The sequence below is a fragment of the Brevundimonas lutea genome (assembly GCF_003704105.1).
In the GTDB taxonomy this organism is placed as follows: domain Bacteria; phylum Pseudomonadota; class Alphaproteobacteria; order Caulobacterales; family Caulobacteraceae; genus Brevundimonas; species Brevundimonas lutea.
The window spans coordinates 574,883-589,399 of the sequence record NZ_QUOQ01000002.1 but is presented as its reverse complement, the minus strand read 5'-3'; the positions used below and the strand labels follow the sequence as shown (position 1 = coordinate 589,399).

Genomic DNA, 14,517 nt, shown 5'->3' with positions numbered 1-14,517 from the left:
CCTACTCAGCGGAACCCGACGTCCGCGTCATCGAACCGCCGGATCAGCCAGTCGGCGGCGGGAAACAACACAAGGGTCGGGATGATCTGCCACACCACCGGCCAAAAGTGCGGCCCGGCCCCCAGGTCCAGTCTGAGCGTCCAATAGGCCACGAAAAAGGCGATCAGGACGGCTCCGGCGAACCAGAAGAACAGCATGCGCGTGTCCTGTCCCGCCAGCAAGCTTCGCCCAAACAGAACAAGGCCATAGACGATCAAGAGTGAGAGAGGCCACAGCCCCAGCGTCCCGCCCCAGAACAGATCGAGGAACACCCCCAAGCCTAGCAGCGCGACCGGCGCCAGCACTGATGGCCGGATCAACGGCCAGGCGAAAGCCAGCACCAGAGGCGCCACCGGCTCGGGCAAATGCGCACCCCAGAATCGCAGGGGAACGGCCAGCAGGATGGTCACCCCCAGAGCCGCCAGGGCCGGCAGTACGATCCACTCCAGCGGACTGAAGCTGCGCGATCCCCGGCCCCGCCTCACGGTTGGGCGGCCGGCTGGGTGGGCGCGGGCGAGGTTCCGGCGCCGGGCTGCGCCGGCGCGGTCGCCTGCTGGCGCGCTCTGGCTTCGGCCGCAGCCTGGGCGGCGGCCTCGATCCGGGTCTGCTCCTGGATGCGGGCGCGCAGGATCGCCTCCTCGCGCTGGCGAGCGGCGGCCTGTTCCTGGGCCAGGCGTCGGTTGGCGGCGTCGGTGACGGCGGCGGCCAGCTCAGGGCTCGGCGACGGCGCGGTGTTCAGCCCGGCCAGGGGCGCTTCGTTGAGTTCGCCCTCGCTCACCAGCTGGGCGAAGTCCTGGAACAGCAGCACCTTGACCACATCGACGGGATTGCGGTCCGAGAACAGCTTGACCCGCCAGGCCCCGTCCAGCCCCTTGGCCGCCACGCCGACTGGCACGCCGCGCGGGAAACCGCCGCCGTCGCCGGAGGTGACGACGCGGTCGCCCTCCTGGATCACGTCCTCGCCGCGCACGAAGTCGAGGCGAGGATTGTTGGATGCGTCGCCCGCCAGCAGGGCGCGCGCATTGGTGCGCTCGATCATCACCGGAATGCGGCTGGCCACGTCGGTGACGAGAAGCACCCGCGAGGCGATCGGCGTCGTCCCGACGACGCGGCCTACCAGTCCGTCCTGGCTGACCACCGGATTGCCCACGCGCACCGCCTTGTTGGCGCCCGCGTTGATCAGCCGGGCGTTGGCGAAGGGGCCGCGCGCATCGGACACGACCCTCGCGCCCACCGTCGGCACCGGCGGCTCGGGCTGGACGCCCAGCAACGCCTCGTAGCGAGCATTTAGGTTCGAAAGCGCTCGGGCCTGATCGCGCCACTGCTCAAGTTCGACGATCTCCGCCTTCAGGCGGCGGTTCTCGGAAACGGCGTTGAAATAGCCGCCGACATAACTGCCGGCCCCGCGCAGCCAGCGCCCCGGCAGGGACAGCACTCCGCCGACCGGCGCGGCCGCCGTGTCGAAGGCCTGACGCGTCGGGGCGTAATTTTCGGCCGCCATCGCCTCGCGCCGGTCGCCGAGCAGCAGCATCACCGCCGCGATCAAGGCGACGATCACCGCCGCGGCGGCCGTCCAGGCCACCGGCAGTTTCAGCTTCTCGAACGGTCCGTCGCGAAACGCCACGGCGCGCCTTCCTGGAAATGGCCCCGGTCGGGAGAGGTCCCGTCCCTTTGGGCCGCGAGTCTATCGCGATTGTCGATTCCCGGTCACGCCCGGCCGCAAACGACCGCGTGATCCGGCGCGGGGGCTCAGAGCGTGGCGTCGAGCACGCCCTTCATCCAGCGCGGATGCTCCAGCACCCGGCCGCAGCCCACGGCCACGCATGACAGCGGATCGTCGGCCACGGAAACCGGCAGGCCGGTGTGATCGCGGATTTCGGTGTCCAGACCGCGCAACAGGGCGCCGCCGCCGGTCAGCATGATGCCCTTGTCGGCGATGTCGGCGGCCAGTTCGGGCGGGGTCGCTTCCAGCGCCACCTTCACCGCCTCGACGATCTGGACCACAGGCTCGGACAGGGCCTCGGCGGCCTGGCGCTCGGAGATGCGCACCTCGCGCGGCACGCCCTGCATCAGGTCGCGGCCCTTGACCTCGATAAACAGGCCCTCGCCATCCGGCGGCATGCGGGCGGTGCCGATGTCCTTCTTGATCCGCTCGGCGGTGGTTTCGCCGATCAGAAGGTTATGGTTGCGGCGCATGTAGCTGATGATGGAGTCGTCCATCTTGTCGCCGCCGACCCGCACGCTGCGCGAATAGACGATGCCCGACAGCGACAGCACGGCCACCTCGGTGGTGCCGCCGCCGATGTCGACGACCATCGAGCCCTGCGGCTCATGAATCGGCAGGCCGGCGCCGATGGCCGCGGCCATGGGCTCATCGATCAGGCCGACGCGGCGCGCGCCGGCGTTCAGGCAGCTGTCGTTGATGGCGCGACGCTCGACCGCCGTGGCGCCCGAGGGCACGCACACGATCACCTTGGGGTTCACGAAGCCCTTGCGGTTGTGAACCTTGCGGATGAAGTACTTGATCATCTCCTCGGCGACTTCGAAGTCGGCGATGACCCCGTCGCGCATCGGGCGGATGGCCTCGATGTGGCCGGGCGTGCGGCCCAGCATCTGCTTGGCCTCGATGCCCACGGCGTGGACGATCTTGCGGCCGCCGACGTTTCGGAGCGCCACGACCGAGGGCTCATTGAGCACAATGCCCTTGCCCTTTTGATAGATCAGGCAGTTGGCGGTGCCCAGGTCGATGGCGATGTCATTGGAGATAGCGCCAAACAGGGAAAAGCTCATGGGGGTCGGTACCGTGCGGGAGGCCAGATGCGAAGCGATCAGCCGACCCCAGCAACGCCCCCACGATGCGGGACCCCTCATCCGAGATGTCCGGCGACCTGATCGTGATCACTGCGACCGACTGTCGCCGGTTTGCCCGTCCCCGCCCCTCATGGCAAGTGCGCACACCGCCTGAATCCGGGCTTTGCCGCGCTTATTCAGACTGGGGTCCAGCCAAGCGCTGATTCCCCACGATAAAGCCGCTCCGCCTCGGCCGAATGCGCGCCGTCGGCGGTCTGCAGAATCAGCGGCGGCAGCAGGGTGACGGGCCCCTTCGACGCCTTGGTGGCCCGCACCAACACGCGAGTCGCCGCTCGATTGGGTCGGGCGTGGACCGGTCGGATTCGCATATCGCCCATCGCGGCCCCCCACCCGGCCAGGATATCGGCCAGCCGCTCGGCGCGGTGGATGATGACCGCATGGCCGCCTTCCCTCACCGACCGGCGCAGATAGGCCAGCCACGCGTCCAGCCCGTCCTCGGCCATCCAGGCTCCGGCGCGGCTGGCGTCCGGCGTCCGCATCGCGCCTGGGTCGTCGAAGAAAGGTGGATTGGCCACGGCCCAGTCGAAGGCGGCGCCCGGTGTCGGCGCGGGCCGGTCGGCGATAGCGCCCGCGACCACCTCGGCCCGTTCGCCCAGCCGGTTCAGTTCCAGGTTCATCCGCGCAAGCGCCACGGCCGCCGGATCCCGCTCCAGCCCGGTCAGCATCACGCCCGGCCGCCGCGCCGCCACCTGGCAGAGCACCGCCCCCGGCCCGCAGCCGACGTCCAGGATCCGCTGCCCCGGCGCGGCCTCCACCGCCGCCGCCAGCAGAGCCGCGTCCATGCCGGCGCGATAGCCCCGCGCGGCCTGACGCAGCCGCACCCGGCCGCCCAGCAGGGCGTCCTCGCGCCAGTCGCCGTCGCCGCCCACGCCCATCTCCCGCGCTTCAATCCCCGTCTGTGTCGTCGTCACCATTGTGCGCCGTCGCGCCGTGGGGCAAGGAGCGCGCAATCTTCCTTTGCACGGACCGACGCTTGCCGCTCGCCCCTCGCCCTGCTCCGGACGCCCGCTCGCCGGGAGACGTCGAGGCCCTGATCGGTCTCGCCGCCGGGGACATGGCGCGCGTGGACGCCCTTATCGTCGAGCGCATGCAGTCGGACGTGCCGGTCATTCCGCTGCTGGCCGAGCATCTGGTCCAGGCGGGCGGCAAGCGGCTGCGCCCGCTGCTGACCCTGGCCGCCGCCCGCGCGGTTGGCGGATCGATCGAGGCGCCGCTGCGCCTGGCCGCGGCGGTCGAGTTCATCCACACCGCCACCCTGCTGCATGACGATGTGGTCGACGGCTCCAAACTGAGGCGCGGCAAGGTCGCCGCGCATCTGATCTGGGGCGCGCCGTCCAGCGTGCTGGTCGGCGACTTCCTGTTCGCCCGCGCCTTTGAGCTGATGGTCGAGACCGGCCAGATGCGGGCCTTGGCCGTGCTGGCCCGCGCCTCGGGCGTGATTTCCGAGGGCGAGGTGCTGCAGCTGACCCGCGCCCACGATCTCAACCTGGATCAGGACACCTACCTCCAGATCATCCGCGCCAAGACCGCCGAACTGTTCGCCGCCGCCGCCGAGTCCGGAGCCATCGGCGCCGGCGCGACGGAGCCCCAGGTCGAGGCGCTGCGCGACTACGGGCTGAACCTGGGCCTGGCCTTCCAGCTTGCCGATGACGCGCTGGACTATTCAGGAGAGACAGGGGCGCTGGGCAAGAACGCCGGCGACGATTTCGCCGAGGGCAAGGTGACGCTGCCGCTGCTGCTGGCCATCCAGCGCACGCGCGGCCGCGAGGACGCCTTCTGGACCCGCGCCATCGAACAGGGACAGCGCGCCGACGACGATTTCGCCCGCGCCCGCGAGCTCGTCATCGGCTCCGGCGCCCTGGTGGCAACGCTCGAGGCCGCCGGTGCCTACGCCGATACCGCCAAGGCCAGCCTGGCGACCCTGCCCGACAGCGACTGGACCCAGGCCCTGGCGTCCCTCGCGGATTTTGCCGTCAGCCGGGCGGCGTAAACGTCAGCGCAAGCTGGCGCAGAACCGCTGGATGCGTTGGCAGGCCTCGGTCAGCGCGTCCTCACCGGTCGCATAGCTGACGCGAAAATAGGGGCTCAACCCGAACGCCGAGCCCTGCACCACCGCCACGCCCTCGGCGTCCAGCAGCTCCTTGGTGAAAGTCTCATCATCCGCGATCGTCGTCCCGCCCGGAGTCGTCTTGCCGATCAGTCCCTCAATCGAGGGATAGACGTAGAAGGCGCCCTCCGGCGTCGCGCAGCGCACGCCCTCGGCCTGGTTCAGCATCGACACCACCAGGTCGCGGCGCCGCTCGAAGTGGCCGGCGCGTTCGGCGATGAAGTCCTGCGGCCCGTTCAGCGCCTCGACCGCGGCCCACTGGCTGATCGACGACGGGTTCGACGTGGTCTGCCCCGCCACCTTGCGCATCAGGTCGATCAGCGGCTTGGGCCCGCCGGCAAAGCCGATGCGCCAGCCGGTCATGGCGTAGGCCTTCGACACCCCGTTCATCGTCAGCGTCCGGTCGATCAGGTCGGGCGCCGCCTGGGCCAGGGTGACGAACTGAAAGTCGCCATAGGTCAGGTGCTCGTAGATGTCGTCGGTCAGCACCCAGACCTGGGGATGGCGCCGCAGAACCTCGGCCAGCGCCTCCAGCTCGGCGCGGGTATAGGCCGCGCCGGTCGGATTGGACGGCGAATTGAGGATCAGCCAGCTGGTCCGGTCGGTGATCGCCGCCTCCAGCGCCTCGGGCTTCAGCTTGAAGCCGTCCGCCTCGTGCCCGACCACCACCACCGGCTCTCCGCCGGCCAGCAGCACCATGTCGGGATAGGATACCCAGTACGGCGCCGGCACGATCACCTCGTCGCCCGGCGACAGGGTGGCGACCAGGGCGTTATAGATCACCGCCTTGCCGCCCGGCGCCACGTGGATCTGGCTGGGCGCGTAGCTCAACCCGTTCTCGCGCTCGAACTTGGCCGAGATGGCCGCCTTCAGTTCCGGCAGGCCATCGACGTCGGTGTATTTGGTCTCGCCGCGCCGGATGGCGTCGATGGCCGCCTCCTTGACGTTGTCCGGCGTGTCGAAGTCCGGCTCGCCGGCGCCCAGACCGATCACGTCGCGCCCCTCGCGCTTCAGCTCGCGCGCCCGCGCGGTCACCGCGAGGGTGGCGGACGGCTTGACGCGGGCCAGGGCGGAGGACTGCAGGGTCATGCGAAACGCCTCTTCAATCGGGAGCCCGCCGTTCTTACGCACCTGCGAAGGGCGTGAGAAGGGCGCATCCGAAGCCAAGGTCGCCAAGCCGAACGGCAAATTGGCGGCCTCGTCAGCGGCGGCGATGCCTTAACCAAACCGATCAATCGCCGCTTAAGGGAAGGATGAAAGGCTACGCCACTCAACATTGTGGAGACGGCCGTGCCGCTCATCCGTTCCGACTCAAAAGGCTTCGGGATTCAGGCCGCCTTCGCCGCCGCCTTCCTGTTCTTTTCGCTGCGCAACGGCTTGCTCGATTTGCCGGACGTGCTCAGGAGCTATGATCGACTGGTCTTGTGGCTCCTCATCGGAACAATTCTCTATGCTGGCCTGTTCGTGGGCGGCCACCATCTGCTCCGTTGGAAAGGCGTCGGCTCCAGAGGGGCCTATGCGGCACTGGGCGCAGCCGCCCTGGTGATGCTGCAGGCCGTGATGCAGGGCCCTCAAGATCTGGCGGCGGCCTTCACGCGTGGCGTGGGCCTGATGCAGTTCATCTTTCCCGCCCTGCTCGGCGCGGCCTTCGGCTTTCTCTACGCCAAGCGAGCAGGCTGGGAAGAAGCGCCTGATGATTGGAGCAGGCTTGACGGCGCAGGGGCGCCTAGTTCGGCGTCGGACGGTGCGGTCCAGGCCGGCGGATCGACCTATTTCGCCGGACCAGTGCGCGTCAGGACGTCAATCCCGATCATACTGCTGGCGGCGCTGGGCGGCATGCTGTTGTGCGGGCTGGCCCGCATGGCCTTCTACACCAGTTGGGAAATGTCCTTGCTCGGTGACGCCAGCACAGCGGACGCCCTTCGGCATGCAGCCGGGGCCAGCGCCTTTGGCGGGTTTATGATGGTCGCGGAAGCGGTGATCGGTGTGCCGATCCTGTTCGTTTCCATACTCGCGGGCCACTACGTGGCGCGAGGCTTCGGGCGGTCAGACTACGGCGCTTACTTCGGGATCGGCTTGGTCGCTCCAATAATTCTCGTCGTCGTCGGCATGTTCGTCCTCGCTCCACTCGCCCTTGCACTGGCGCTCGCGAACGGCGTAGCGATGGTCCTCTATCGGAACCTCGCGGGATTAGAGCCCGTGCCGGTGAGAGAAGACATAATCGTCGCTCGCGAGCAGGATCTCGTCCCGGCGAACCATCCGCGCCGCGCCTTCGGTAGGGTGGTGAGGAGCCGCTGATCGCCGGTGAACCGACCGGTCACCGAGATCGTTTGCTCCGACGACCCCGCGATTCTGGAGACGCCGATGCTCAAGCTTTATTACTCGCCCGGCGCCTGCGCCATGGCCTCGCACATCGCTCTGGAGGAGGCCGGCGCGGATTATGAGGCCGTGAAGATCGACCTGAAGAAGGGCGAGCAGAAGACGCCCGAGTATCTGGCCATCAACCCGGCGGGCGTGACCCCGGCCCTGGTCACTGACGAGGGCGTGCTGACCGACAATCTGGTGATCATGGGCTATGTCGCCCAGACCCATCCCGAGGCGAAGCTGGCCGACACCGACTCCGCCTTCCGCTTCGGCCAGATGCAGGCCTTCAACGCCTTCCTCGGCTCGTCCCTGCACCCCGCCATCGGCCGCGCCCTGTTCTCAAAGCCGCCGCTGGAGGGCGAGGCCAAGGATCAGGCGCTGGAGAACGCCCTGGTCAAGTACCGGCTGGTCGAGGACCACCTGTTCAAGGGTCCGTGGGCCATGGGCGAGGCCTATACCGTCGCCGACGGCTATCTGTCGGTGTTCAGCCGCTGGGGCCGCCAGGCCGGCTTCCTCGACACGGGCCGCTTCCCCAAACTCAACGCCCACCTCGACCGCGTCCAGCAGCGCGACGCGGTCAAGCGTGTGTTGGAGCAGGAGGGGATCGAGGCGGTTTAGGGGCCACACCCGGCGCACCTTCCCGCCTCCCCGGCGAAGGCCGGGGTCCAGATTGTAAGACACCGAACGCGCCGATCAGGCACGGTGAGGCAATATCCAACACACTCCGGCGCTCTGTAATCTGGACCCCGGCCTTCGCCGGGGAGACGGTGTTTATCCCGCCCGCCGCGCGTCCAGCCACCGCACCGCGTCGGCATCCCGCGCCGACAGGTCGGGATAGTCGGGGTCCGAGCCCACGTCAGGAACGCGGCGCCAGGAACGGGCGCATTTGGCGTGATCCGCCGGCTTGATCTCGACGCTCACGGCGTCGCCGCCGACCCGCAGTTCGGCGCCCGAGGTGCGGAACACCTCGGCGGGGTCCAGGGCCTGAAAGGGAGCGAAGGCCTCGCCCGGGCCGCTGACCACCGGCCAGGCGTCCAGGGCGCCGCCGATGATCTTGTCGCGGCGGGCAGCCTCCAGGGCCTCGTTGACGACCTCAAGTACGGCCTCGACCTTCGCCCACCGCTCGGCCTCCGCGTCGTTGCGCCATGCCCCCGGCGTCTCCGGCATCACCCGCAGGCAGTTCGAGCCGGCGTTCGGGAAGCGGGTCGTCCACGCCTCCTCCATGGTGAAGGGCGTCAGCGGGGCCAGCCAGGCGGTCAGCCGCTCGAACACCGCGTCCATCACCGTGCGGGCCGCGCGCCGGCGGATCGCGTCGGGGCGGTCGCAGTACAGGCTGTCCTTGCGGATATCGAAATACAGCGCCGACAGATCGCCCGAGCAGAACTCCAGCACCGGCCGCACCACGTCCTGGAAGTCATAGGTCTCATAGGCGCGGCGCACCTGGCCATCCAGCTGCCACAGGCGGTGCAGGATGAACCGCTCCAGCGGCGGCATCTGGTCCAGCGGCAGGCGCTCGCTCTCCTCGAACCCGTTCAGGGCGCCCAGCAGATAGCGGACGGTGTTCCTCAGCTTGCGATAGGCGTCGACCGTGGTCTGGAGGATCTGCTTTCCGATCCGCTGGTCCTCGGCATAGTCGACCAGGGCGACCCACAGGCGCAGGATGTCGGCCCCGCTCTCCTTGATCACCACCGCCGGATCGGTGGTGTTGCCCCGGGACTTCGACATCTTCTCGCCGTTCTCGTCCTGGGTGAAGCCGTGGGTCAGGACTGCGTCGTAGGGCGCCCGGCCACGCGTGCCCGACCCTTCCAGCAAGTTGGACTGGAACCAGCCCCGATGCTGGTCCGAGCCCTCGAGATAAAGGTCCGCCGGCCAATGGCTGGGCCGATCGCCCTCATAGCCGTGGGCGGGATCACGCGGCTCCAGGGTGAAGGCGTGGGTGCAGCCGCTATCGAACCAGACGTCCAGGATGTCCTCGATACGCTCATAGCGGGCCGGGTCGTGGGTCCCCAGGAAGTCGGCGTCGGGCGTATCGAACCAGGCGTCGGCGCCGCCCTGTTCGATGGCCGTGAGTATGCGGGCGTCGACGGCGTCGTCGTGCAGCGGCTGGCCGGTGTGTTTGTCGACGAACATGGCCAGGGGCGTGCCCCAGGCGCGCTGGCGGCTGATCAGCCAGTCTGGACGCCCCTCGACCATGGTGCGGATGCGGTTCTTGCCCGCCGCCGGGTGGAAGGCGGTGGCGTCGATGGCGGCCAAGGCGCGTTCGCGCAGGGTGCCGTCGTCGTCCAGCGGCTTGTCGAGCCGGATGAACCACTGCGGCGTGTTCCGGAAGATCACCGGCGCCTTGGAGCGCCAGCTCATCGGATAGGAGTGCTCCATCCGGCCGCGCGCCAGCAGGTTGCCCGCCTCGATCAGCCTTTCGGTGACCGCCTTGTTGGCCGGGCCGAACTTTCCGATCTTGTCCTTCTTGCCCTCGGTCTCGATGACCTTCAGGCCGGCGAACAGCGGCACGTGCGGATAGTAGGCGCCGTCCGCGTCCACGGTGTCGGGCACTTCGTGATGCCCGTGGGCCTTCCACACCTCGAAGTCGTCGGCGCCGTGGCCGGGAGCGGTGTGGACAAAGCCCGTGCCCGCGTCGTCGGTGACGTGGTCACCGGCCAACAGCGGCACGGAGAAGCCATAGCCGGGATCCAGCGACGCCAGCGGATGGGCGCATTCCAGGCCCGACGGGTCCAGATCGTCCACCCGCGTCCAGGACGCCACCTTGGCCGCCTTGAACACCGCCTCCGCCAGCTTGTCGGCCATGATCAGCCGGTCGCCCGGCCTGGCCCAGGGCTCGAACTCCAGCCCCTCTTCCATGGCCGTGACCTCGTACAGGCCATAGGCGATGTCGGGGCCATAGCTGATCGCCCGGTTGGCCGGGATGGTCCACGGCGTCGTCGTCCAGATGACGATGGCCGGGGTGGCGTTGCGGAACGCCAAAAGGTCGTCCGGGTGGCTGTCGGTCGCCCCGATCACCGGGAACTTGACCCACACCGTGGGCGAGACGTGGTCGTGGTACTCGATCTCGGCGTCCGCCAGGGCGGTGCGCTCAACCGGCGACCACATCACGGGCTTTGAGCCGCGATACAGCTGGCCTGAATTCTTGAACTTGTGGAACTCGCGCACGATGGCCGCCTCGGTGGCGAAGTCCATGGTGGCGTAGCGGTTGTCCCAGTCGCCCAGCACGCCCAGCCGCTTGAACTGGTCGCGCTGCACGTCAATCCAGCCAGCGGCGTATTCGCGACAGGCGGCGCGGAAGGCGGCCTTGGAGACCTCGTCCTTGCGCTTGCCCTCGGACCGAAACCGCTCCTCGATCTTCCATTCGATCGGCAGGCCGTGGCAGTCCCAGCCGGGGACGTAGTCGACGTCATAGCCCAGCAGGAACCGCGACCGGACCACGAAATCCTTCAGCGTCTTGTTCAGCGCATGGCCGATGTGGATGTCGCCGTTCGCATAGGGCGGGCCGTCGTGCAGCACATACAGCGGCGCGTTCTGGCTCTGCCGCTCAGCGCGCAGCCGGCCATACAGGTCGCCCCAGGCCTCAATGATCGTCGGCTCCTTCTGGGGCAGACCGCCGCGCATGGGGAACGGCGTCTCCGGCAGGAAGACGGTGTCGCGATAGTCGCGGCCGGTGGAAGCGGGAGTGTCGGTCATCTGGGGTCTCGTCGTGTGATCGTCGGGAGGAAGCGTCGAACCCGGCGGGCGCTGGGGACACTCCCCTCGGGCGCTACGCCGGGCGGCTAATCACGATCGGACGGGTCCCGAAGACGAACATGGGCCGCAGATAGCAGACGGCGCGGGTCCGGGGCCAGCGGTTTAGGCCGGCCGCGGGCTCAATCCCGGTCCCACTGGAACTCAGGGTCGATCCAGTCGCCCAGCCGGCCCTCGGGCGTGGCCAGGGCGTGCAGCCGGTCCATCTCCTCGCCGGTCAGTTCGAAGTCGAAGATGTCGAAGTTCTCGCGCGCCCGGGTTTCCTTGGTGGTGCGCGGAATGGCGATGACGCCCTGCTGGACCAGCCAGCGCAGGGTGACCTGGCCGGCGGTCTTGCCGTGCGCCTCGGCGATCTCCTTGATCGTCGGATCATCGGCGATCTTGCCCTGGGCCAGGGGCGACCAGGCGGTGATGGTCGAGCCCAGCTCGTTGGCCGTGGCCATCAGGGTGTGGAGCGACAGATAGGGGTGGTACTCGACCTGGTTGGTGACCAAGGGCGCCTTGGAGGCCTCGGCCGCGCGCCGGAACTCCTTCGACGGATAGTTCGACACCCCAATCGACCGGGTGAAGCCCCTGTCCTTGGCATCGTTCAGCGAGGCGATGGTGTCCTCGATCGACGGCGTCGTCTTGGGCCAGTGCAGCAGCAACAGATCGGGGGTGAAGCCCAGGCTCTCGGCGGATTCCGCGGCCTGACGCTGCAGGTCGCCGTCGGCGAAATGCGCCACCCAGATCTTGGTGGTCAGGAAGATGTCCTCGCGCGGCACGCCCGAGTCGCGGATGCCGTCGCCGACCGCCTTCTCGTTCTTGTAGATCCAGGCCGTGTCGATGTGGCGGTAACCGATCCTCAGCGCCTCGGCGACCATGCGCCGCGCGTCCTCGGGCTCCAGTTGCCAGGTGCCGAAGCCCAGTAGGGGAATCTCGACGTCGCCGGACTTGACGGTGGGCTGGTCGCTGAAGGGCATACGGGGTCTCGCGATCGGATCGAGGAGAGGAGCTTGGGCATATAGAAACCCCTCGCCGCGCCGCCAGTTGCCGCACTCCGAGCGCGGCTCTTTACCGCGCCTCAACGCCTGATGTGTTGTGCTGACGACAGTACCGGGGATGGGAACGGTTACAGCGAGCTTTCGGGCTCGCATTCCCATTTTCAGTGACACGCGACCCCGCTAGCGTGCGGCGACTCAATCGACCGGACCCTTTTTTCGATGGCCTTCCTCAAATCGGTGCAGATTCTGCTGGTGGACGACAACCAGCACATGCGCGCCATCGCCTCGGCCATCCTCGCCTCGGCCGGCGCGTCGAAAATCCGGGAGGTGTCCGACGGCGCCCAGGCCTTGCAGGCGCTGCGCGAACAGCATTTCGATCTCGCCATCGTCGATTTCAACATGGCCCCCCTGGATGGCGTCGATTTCACCCGCCTGGTCCGCAACAGCCCCGACAGCGCCAACCCTTATCTGCCCATCATCATGATGACCGGCCATTCGGAAAAGACCCGGGTGCAGGAGGCGCGCGACGCCGGCGTCACCGAATTCGTGGTCAAGCCGATCACCGCCAAGGCCATGCTGGACCGCATCCAGGCGGTGATCCTGAGGCCCCGCCCCTTCGTGAAATGCGACGGCTATTTTGGTCCTGATCGACGCCGGATGCAGAAGCCGGACTATGCGGGCCCATTCCGCCGCTCGACGGACACGTCGGACGCCAACGTGGCATAGACCGCGGGCGGCCAACGCTTGTGGGTCCAGAACCACTCCCACGGCCGCGCCCGGATCTGTCCCTCGATCAGGTCGGTGATGGCCTGGGTCGACGCCACCACATCCGCCGCCCTGTCGCCGGTGTCCGGCACGGTCAGCGTGGGATGAATGACCACCTTCAGCCGCGCCGGCCCGATCCGCTCCACCGTGATCGGCTGGATCACGCACCCGAACCGCTGGGCCAGGCGTGACGGCCCGGTCGCCGTATTGGCCGGATGGCCGAAGAAGCTCACCTCCGGCCCCTCCGAGAATTTCTGGTCGTTCAGCAGGGCCACCGACAGCCCCCGCTTCATCCCGGCCATCAGGTCGCGCGCCCCGTCGCCGCCCTTGGGCGCGAACAGCTTCACGCCATAGGCGGCGCGGCTGTCGATGATCCGCCGGTCGATCAGCGGATTGTTGGCGGCGCGATAGGTAATCTGGGTCGGCGCGCCCGAAGCCACGATCGCCGCCGCCATCGCCTCCCAGTTCGAGAAATGCCCCGACACCATCACCGACGGCCCGCCGCTGTCGCGAATGGCGTGCAGCCGCTCCATGCCCTCGACCACGATCCGACCGTTCTCGACCGTGATCCGGTCCATCAGCGAGAATTCCGCCACCAGCCGCCCCAGCTCGGCCCAGTGACGCACTGACAGATCACGCCGCGCGTCGTCGCTCAGCTTGGGAAAGGCCAGGCGCAGGTTGCGCTGCACGGTCTTTTCGGTGCCCGTCCGGGGCCCCAGCCGTGACAGCACCCAGGCCCCGAAGTTCGACGCCGTCTCGACGTCCAGCAACCGCATCGTCCCGGCGAAGAGGCCGAACAGGGCGTCCTCGACCCGCCACTTGATCCGGCGGCTCAGCTGAGGCTTCGGTGAGGACCCCTCACCAGGCAATGGTCAGCCCGCCATCGACCACCAGGGTCTGGCCGGTCATGTAGCGGCTGGCCGGCGCCGACAGATAGACCACCGCGCCGGCGATCTCGTCCGGCTGGCCGATCCGCTTCAGCGGGGCCGGATCGGTCACGGTCTTCAGCAGCTCGGGATTCTCCCACAGGTATTTGGCGAAGTCGGTCTGGACCAGGCCGGGGGCCACGCAGTTCACCCGCACCCCTCGCGCGCCCCACTCCACCGCCAGATTTCTGACCAGCTGCATGTCGGCGGCCTTGGAGATGTTGTAGGCGCCGATCAGGGCGTTGCCGCGCATCCCGCCGATGGAGGAGATCACCGTGATCGCCCCGTCGCCCCGCTCCAGCATCTCGGGCGCCACCATCTGGATCAGCCAGTGGTTGGAGATGATGTTGTTCTGCAGGATCTTTTCGAACTGCTCGTCGGCGATCCCGGACATCGGCCCGGCGTAGGGGTTCGACGCCGCGTTGCAGACCAGGATGTCGATGCGCCCGAAGGCGGCGCGGGTGTGATCGACCAGCCGCTGCAGGTCCTCTTTCGACCCGATGTTGGCCGGGATGGCGATGGCCCGACCCTCGCCGCGCTGGGCGTTGATGGCCTCGGCTACCTCCTCGCAGGGCCCGGCCTTGCGGGACGAGATCACCACCCGCGCGCCATGTTCCGCCAGACGCTCGGCGATGGCCCGGCCGATGCCGCGCGACGAGCCGGTGATGATCGCCACCTTGCCGGTCAGATCGAACAGTTCCATCGTCCCTTA

13 protein-coding genes are annotated in these 14,517 nt (G+C 68.3%); 4 read left to right on the top strand and 9 right to left on the bottom strand.

What is annotated here, in order from left to right:
• Window positions 1-5: 5 nt before the first annotated feature.
• From EES48_RS03065 to EES48_RS03050, 4 genes are all read right to left on the bottom strand, one after another.
• Window positions 6-524, bottom strand: coding sequence for a hypothetical protein (locus tag EES48_RS03065; RefSeq protein WP_122464883.1), 519 nt, complete (start codon window positions 522-524; stop codon window positions 6-8).
• On the bottom strand, window positions 521-1,663 hold the full coding sequence (gene mreC, locus EES48_RS03060) for a rod shape-determining protein MreC (protein WP_122464882.1): 1,143 nt from the start codon (window positions 1,661-1,663) through the stop codon (window positions 521-523). The genes EES48_RS03065 and mreC overlap by 4 nt, the downstream gene beginning before the upstream one ends.
• A gap of 125 nt (window positions 1,664-1,788) precedes the next feature.
• Window positions 1,789-2,829: a rod shape-determining protein gene (locus tag EES48_RS03055; RefSeq protein ID WP_122464881.1), complete on the bottom strand. Its 1,041-nt coding sequence runs from the start codon at window positions 2,827-2,829 to the stop codon at window positions 1,789-1,791.
• 197 nt (window positions 2,830-3,026) lie between these two features.
• Window positions 3,027-3,824: a tRNA1(Val) (adenine(37)-N6)-methyltransferase gene (locus EES48_RS03050; RefSeq protein ID WP_338067365.1), complete on the bottom strand. Its 798-nt coding sequence runs from the start codon at window positions 3,822-3,824 to the stop codon at window positions 3,027-3,029.
• Window positions 3,825-3,964: 140 nt separating this feature from the next.
• Here EES48_RS03050 and EES48_RS03045 point away from each other — a divergent pair, with 140 nt between their 5' ends.
• On the top strand, window positions 3,965-4,900 hold the full coding sequence (locus EES48_RS03045; protein ID WP_122465113.1) for a polyprenyl synthetase family protein: 936 nt from the start codon (window positions 3,965-3,967) through the stop codon (window positions 4,898-4,900).
• A 3-nt stretch (window positions 4,901-4,903) separates the two neighbouring features.
• Here the strand turns inward: EES48_RS03045 and EES48_RS03040 are convergent, their stop codons facing one another.
• Window positions 4,904-6,106: a pyridoxal phosphate-dependent aminotransferase gene (locus EES48_RS03040; RefSeq protein ID WP_122464879.1), complete on the bottom strand. Its 1,203-nt coding sequence runs from the start codon at window positions 6,104-6,106 to the stop codon at window positions 4,904-4,906.
• Between the two features lie 201 nt (window positions 6,107-6,307).
• Between EES48_RS03040 and EES48_RS03035 the strand changes: the two genes are divergently transcribed.
• Window positions 6,308-7,315 carry a hypothetical protein gene (locus EES48_RS03035; RefSeq protein WP_162997976.1) on the top strand — a complete coding sequence of 336 codons (1,008 nt, stop codon included), beginning with the start codon at window positions 6,308-6,310 and terminating at the stop codon, window positions 7,313-7,315.
• 6 nt (window positions 7,316-7,321) lie between these two features.
• Window positions 7,322-7,999 (top strand): glutathione S-transferase family protein, encoded by a 678-nt coding sequence (locus EES48_RS03030; protein ID WP_240623191.1) that lies wholly within the window; start codon window positions 7,322-7,324, stop codon window positions 7,997-7,999.
• 153 nt (window positions 8,000-8,152) lie between these two features.
• Here the strand turns inward: EES48_RS03030 and ileS are convergent, their stop codons facing one another.
• Both ileS and EES48_RS03020 read right to left on the bottom strand, forming a co-directional pair.
• Window positions 8,153-11,074: an isoleucine--tRNA ligase gene (gene ileS / locus EES48_RS03025; RefSeq protein ID WP_122464877.1), complete on the bottom strand. Its 2,922-nt coding sequence runs from the start codon at window positions 11,072-11,074 to the stop codon at window positions 8,153-8,155.
• A 179-nt stretch (window positions 11,075-11,253) separates the two neighbouring features.
• Window positions 11,254-12,093, bottom strand: coding sequence for an aldo/keto reductase (locus EES48_RS03020; RefSeq protein WP_122464876.1), 840 nt, complete (start codon window positions 12,091-12,093; stop codon window positions 11,254-11,256).
• A gap of 240 nt (window positions 12,094-12,333) precedes the next feature.
• Here EES48_RS03020 and EES48_RS03015 point away from each other — a divergent pair, with 240 nt between their 5' ends.
• Window positions 12,334-12,840, top strand: coding sequence for a response regulator (locus tag EES48_RS03015; protein ID WP_122464875.1), 507 nt, complete (start codon window positions 12,334-12,336; stop codon window positions 12,838-12,840).
• On the opposite strand, the gene EES48_RS03010 is transcribed toward EES48_RS03015, so the two are convergent.
• Both EES48_RS03010 and EES48_RS03005 read right to left on the bottom strand, forming a co-directional pair.
• Window positions 12,786-13,748: a lysophospholipid acyltransferase family protein gene (locus EES48_RS03010; protein ID WP_240623190.1), complete on the bottom strand. Its 963-nt coding sequence runs from the start codon at window positions 13,746-13,748 to the stop codon at window positions 12,786-12,788. The genes EES48_RS03015 and EES48_RS03010 overlap by 55 nt on opposite strands.
• A complete protein-coding gene (locus tag EES48_RS03005) occupies window positions 13,738-14,508 on the bottom strand; it encodes an SDR family NAD(P)-dependent oxidoreductase (RefSeq protein ID WP_122464874.1) in 771 nt (256 codons plus the stop codon). Before EES48_RS03005 ends, EES48_RS03010 begins: the two co-directional genes overlap by 11 nt.
• Window positions 14,509-14,517: the final 9 nt, after the last annotated feature.

Coding starts and splice junctions, on each gene's coding strand:
- EES48_RS03045 (WP_122465113.1), top strand. CDS start 3,965: ATGGCGCGCGTGGACGCCCTTATCGTCGAGCGCATGCAGTCGGACGTG.
- EES48_RS03020 (WP_122464876.1), bottom strand. CDS start 12,093: ATGCCCTTCAGCGACCAGCCCACCGTCAAGTCCGGCGACGTCGAGATT.
- EES48_RS03050 (WP_338067365.1), bottom strand. CDS start 3,824: ATGGTGACGACGACACAGACGGGGATTGAAGCGCGGGAGATGGGCGTG.
- EES48_RS03015 (WP_122464875.1), top strand. CDS start 12,334: ATGGCCTTCCTCAAATCGGTGCAGATTCTGCTGGTGGACGACAACCAG.
- EES48_RS03040 (WP_122464879.1), bottom strand. CDS start 6,106: ATGACCCTGCAGTCCTCCGCCCTGGCCCGCGTCAAGCCGTCCGCCACC.
- EES48_RS03005 (WP_122464874.1), bottom strand. CDS start 14,508: ATGGAACTGTTCGATCTGACCGGCAAGGTGGCGATCATCACCGGCTCG.
- ileS (WP_122464877.1), bottom strand. CDS start 11,074: ATGACCGACACTCCCGCTTCCACCGGCCGCGACTATCGCGACACCGTC.
- EES48_RS03055 (WP_122464881.1), bottom strand. CDS start 2,829: ATGAGCTTTTCCCTGTTTGGCGCTATCTCCAATGACATCGCCATCGAC.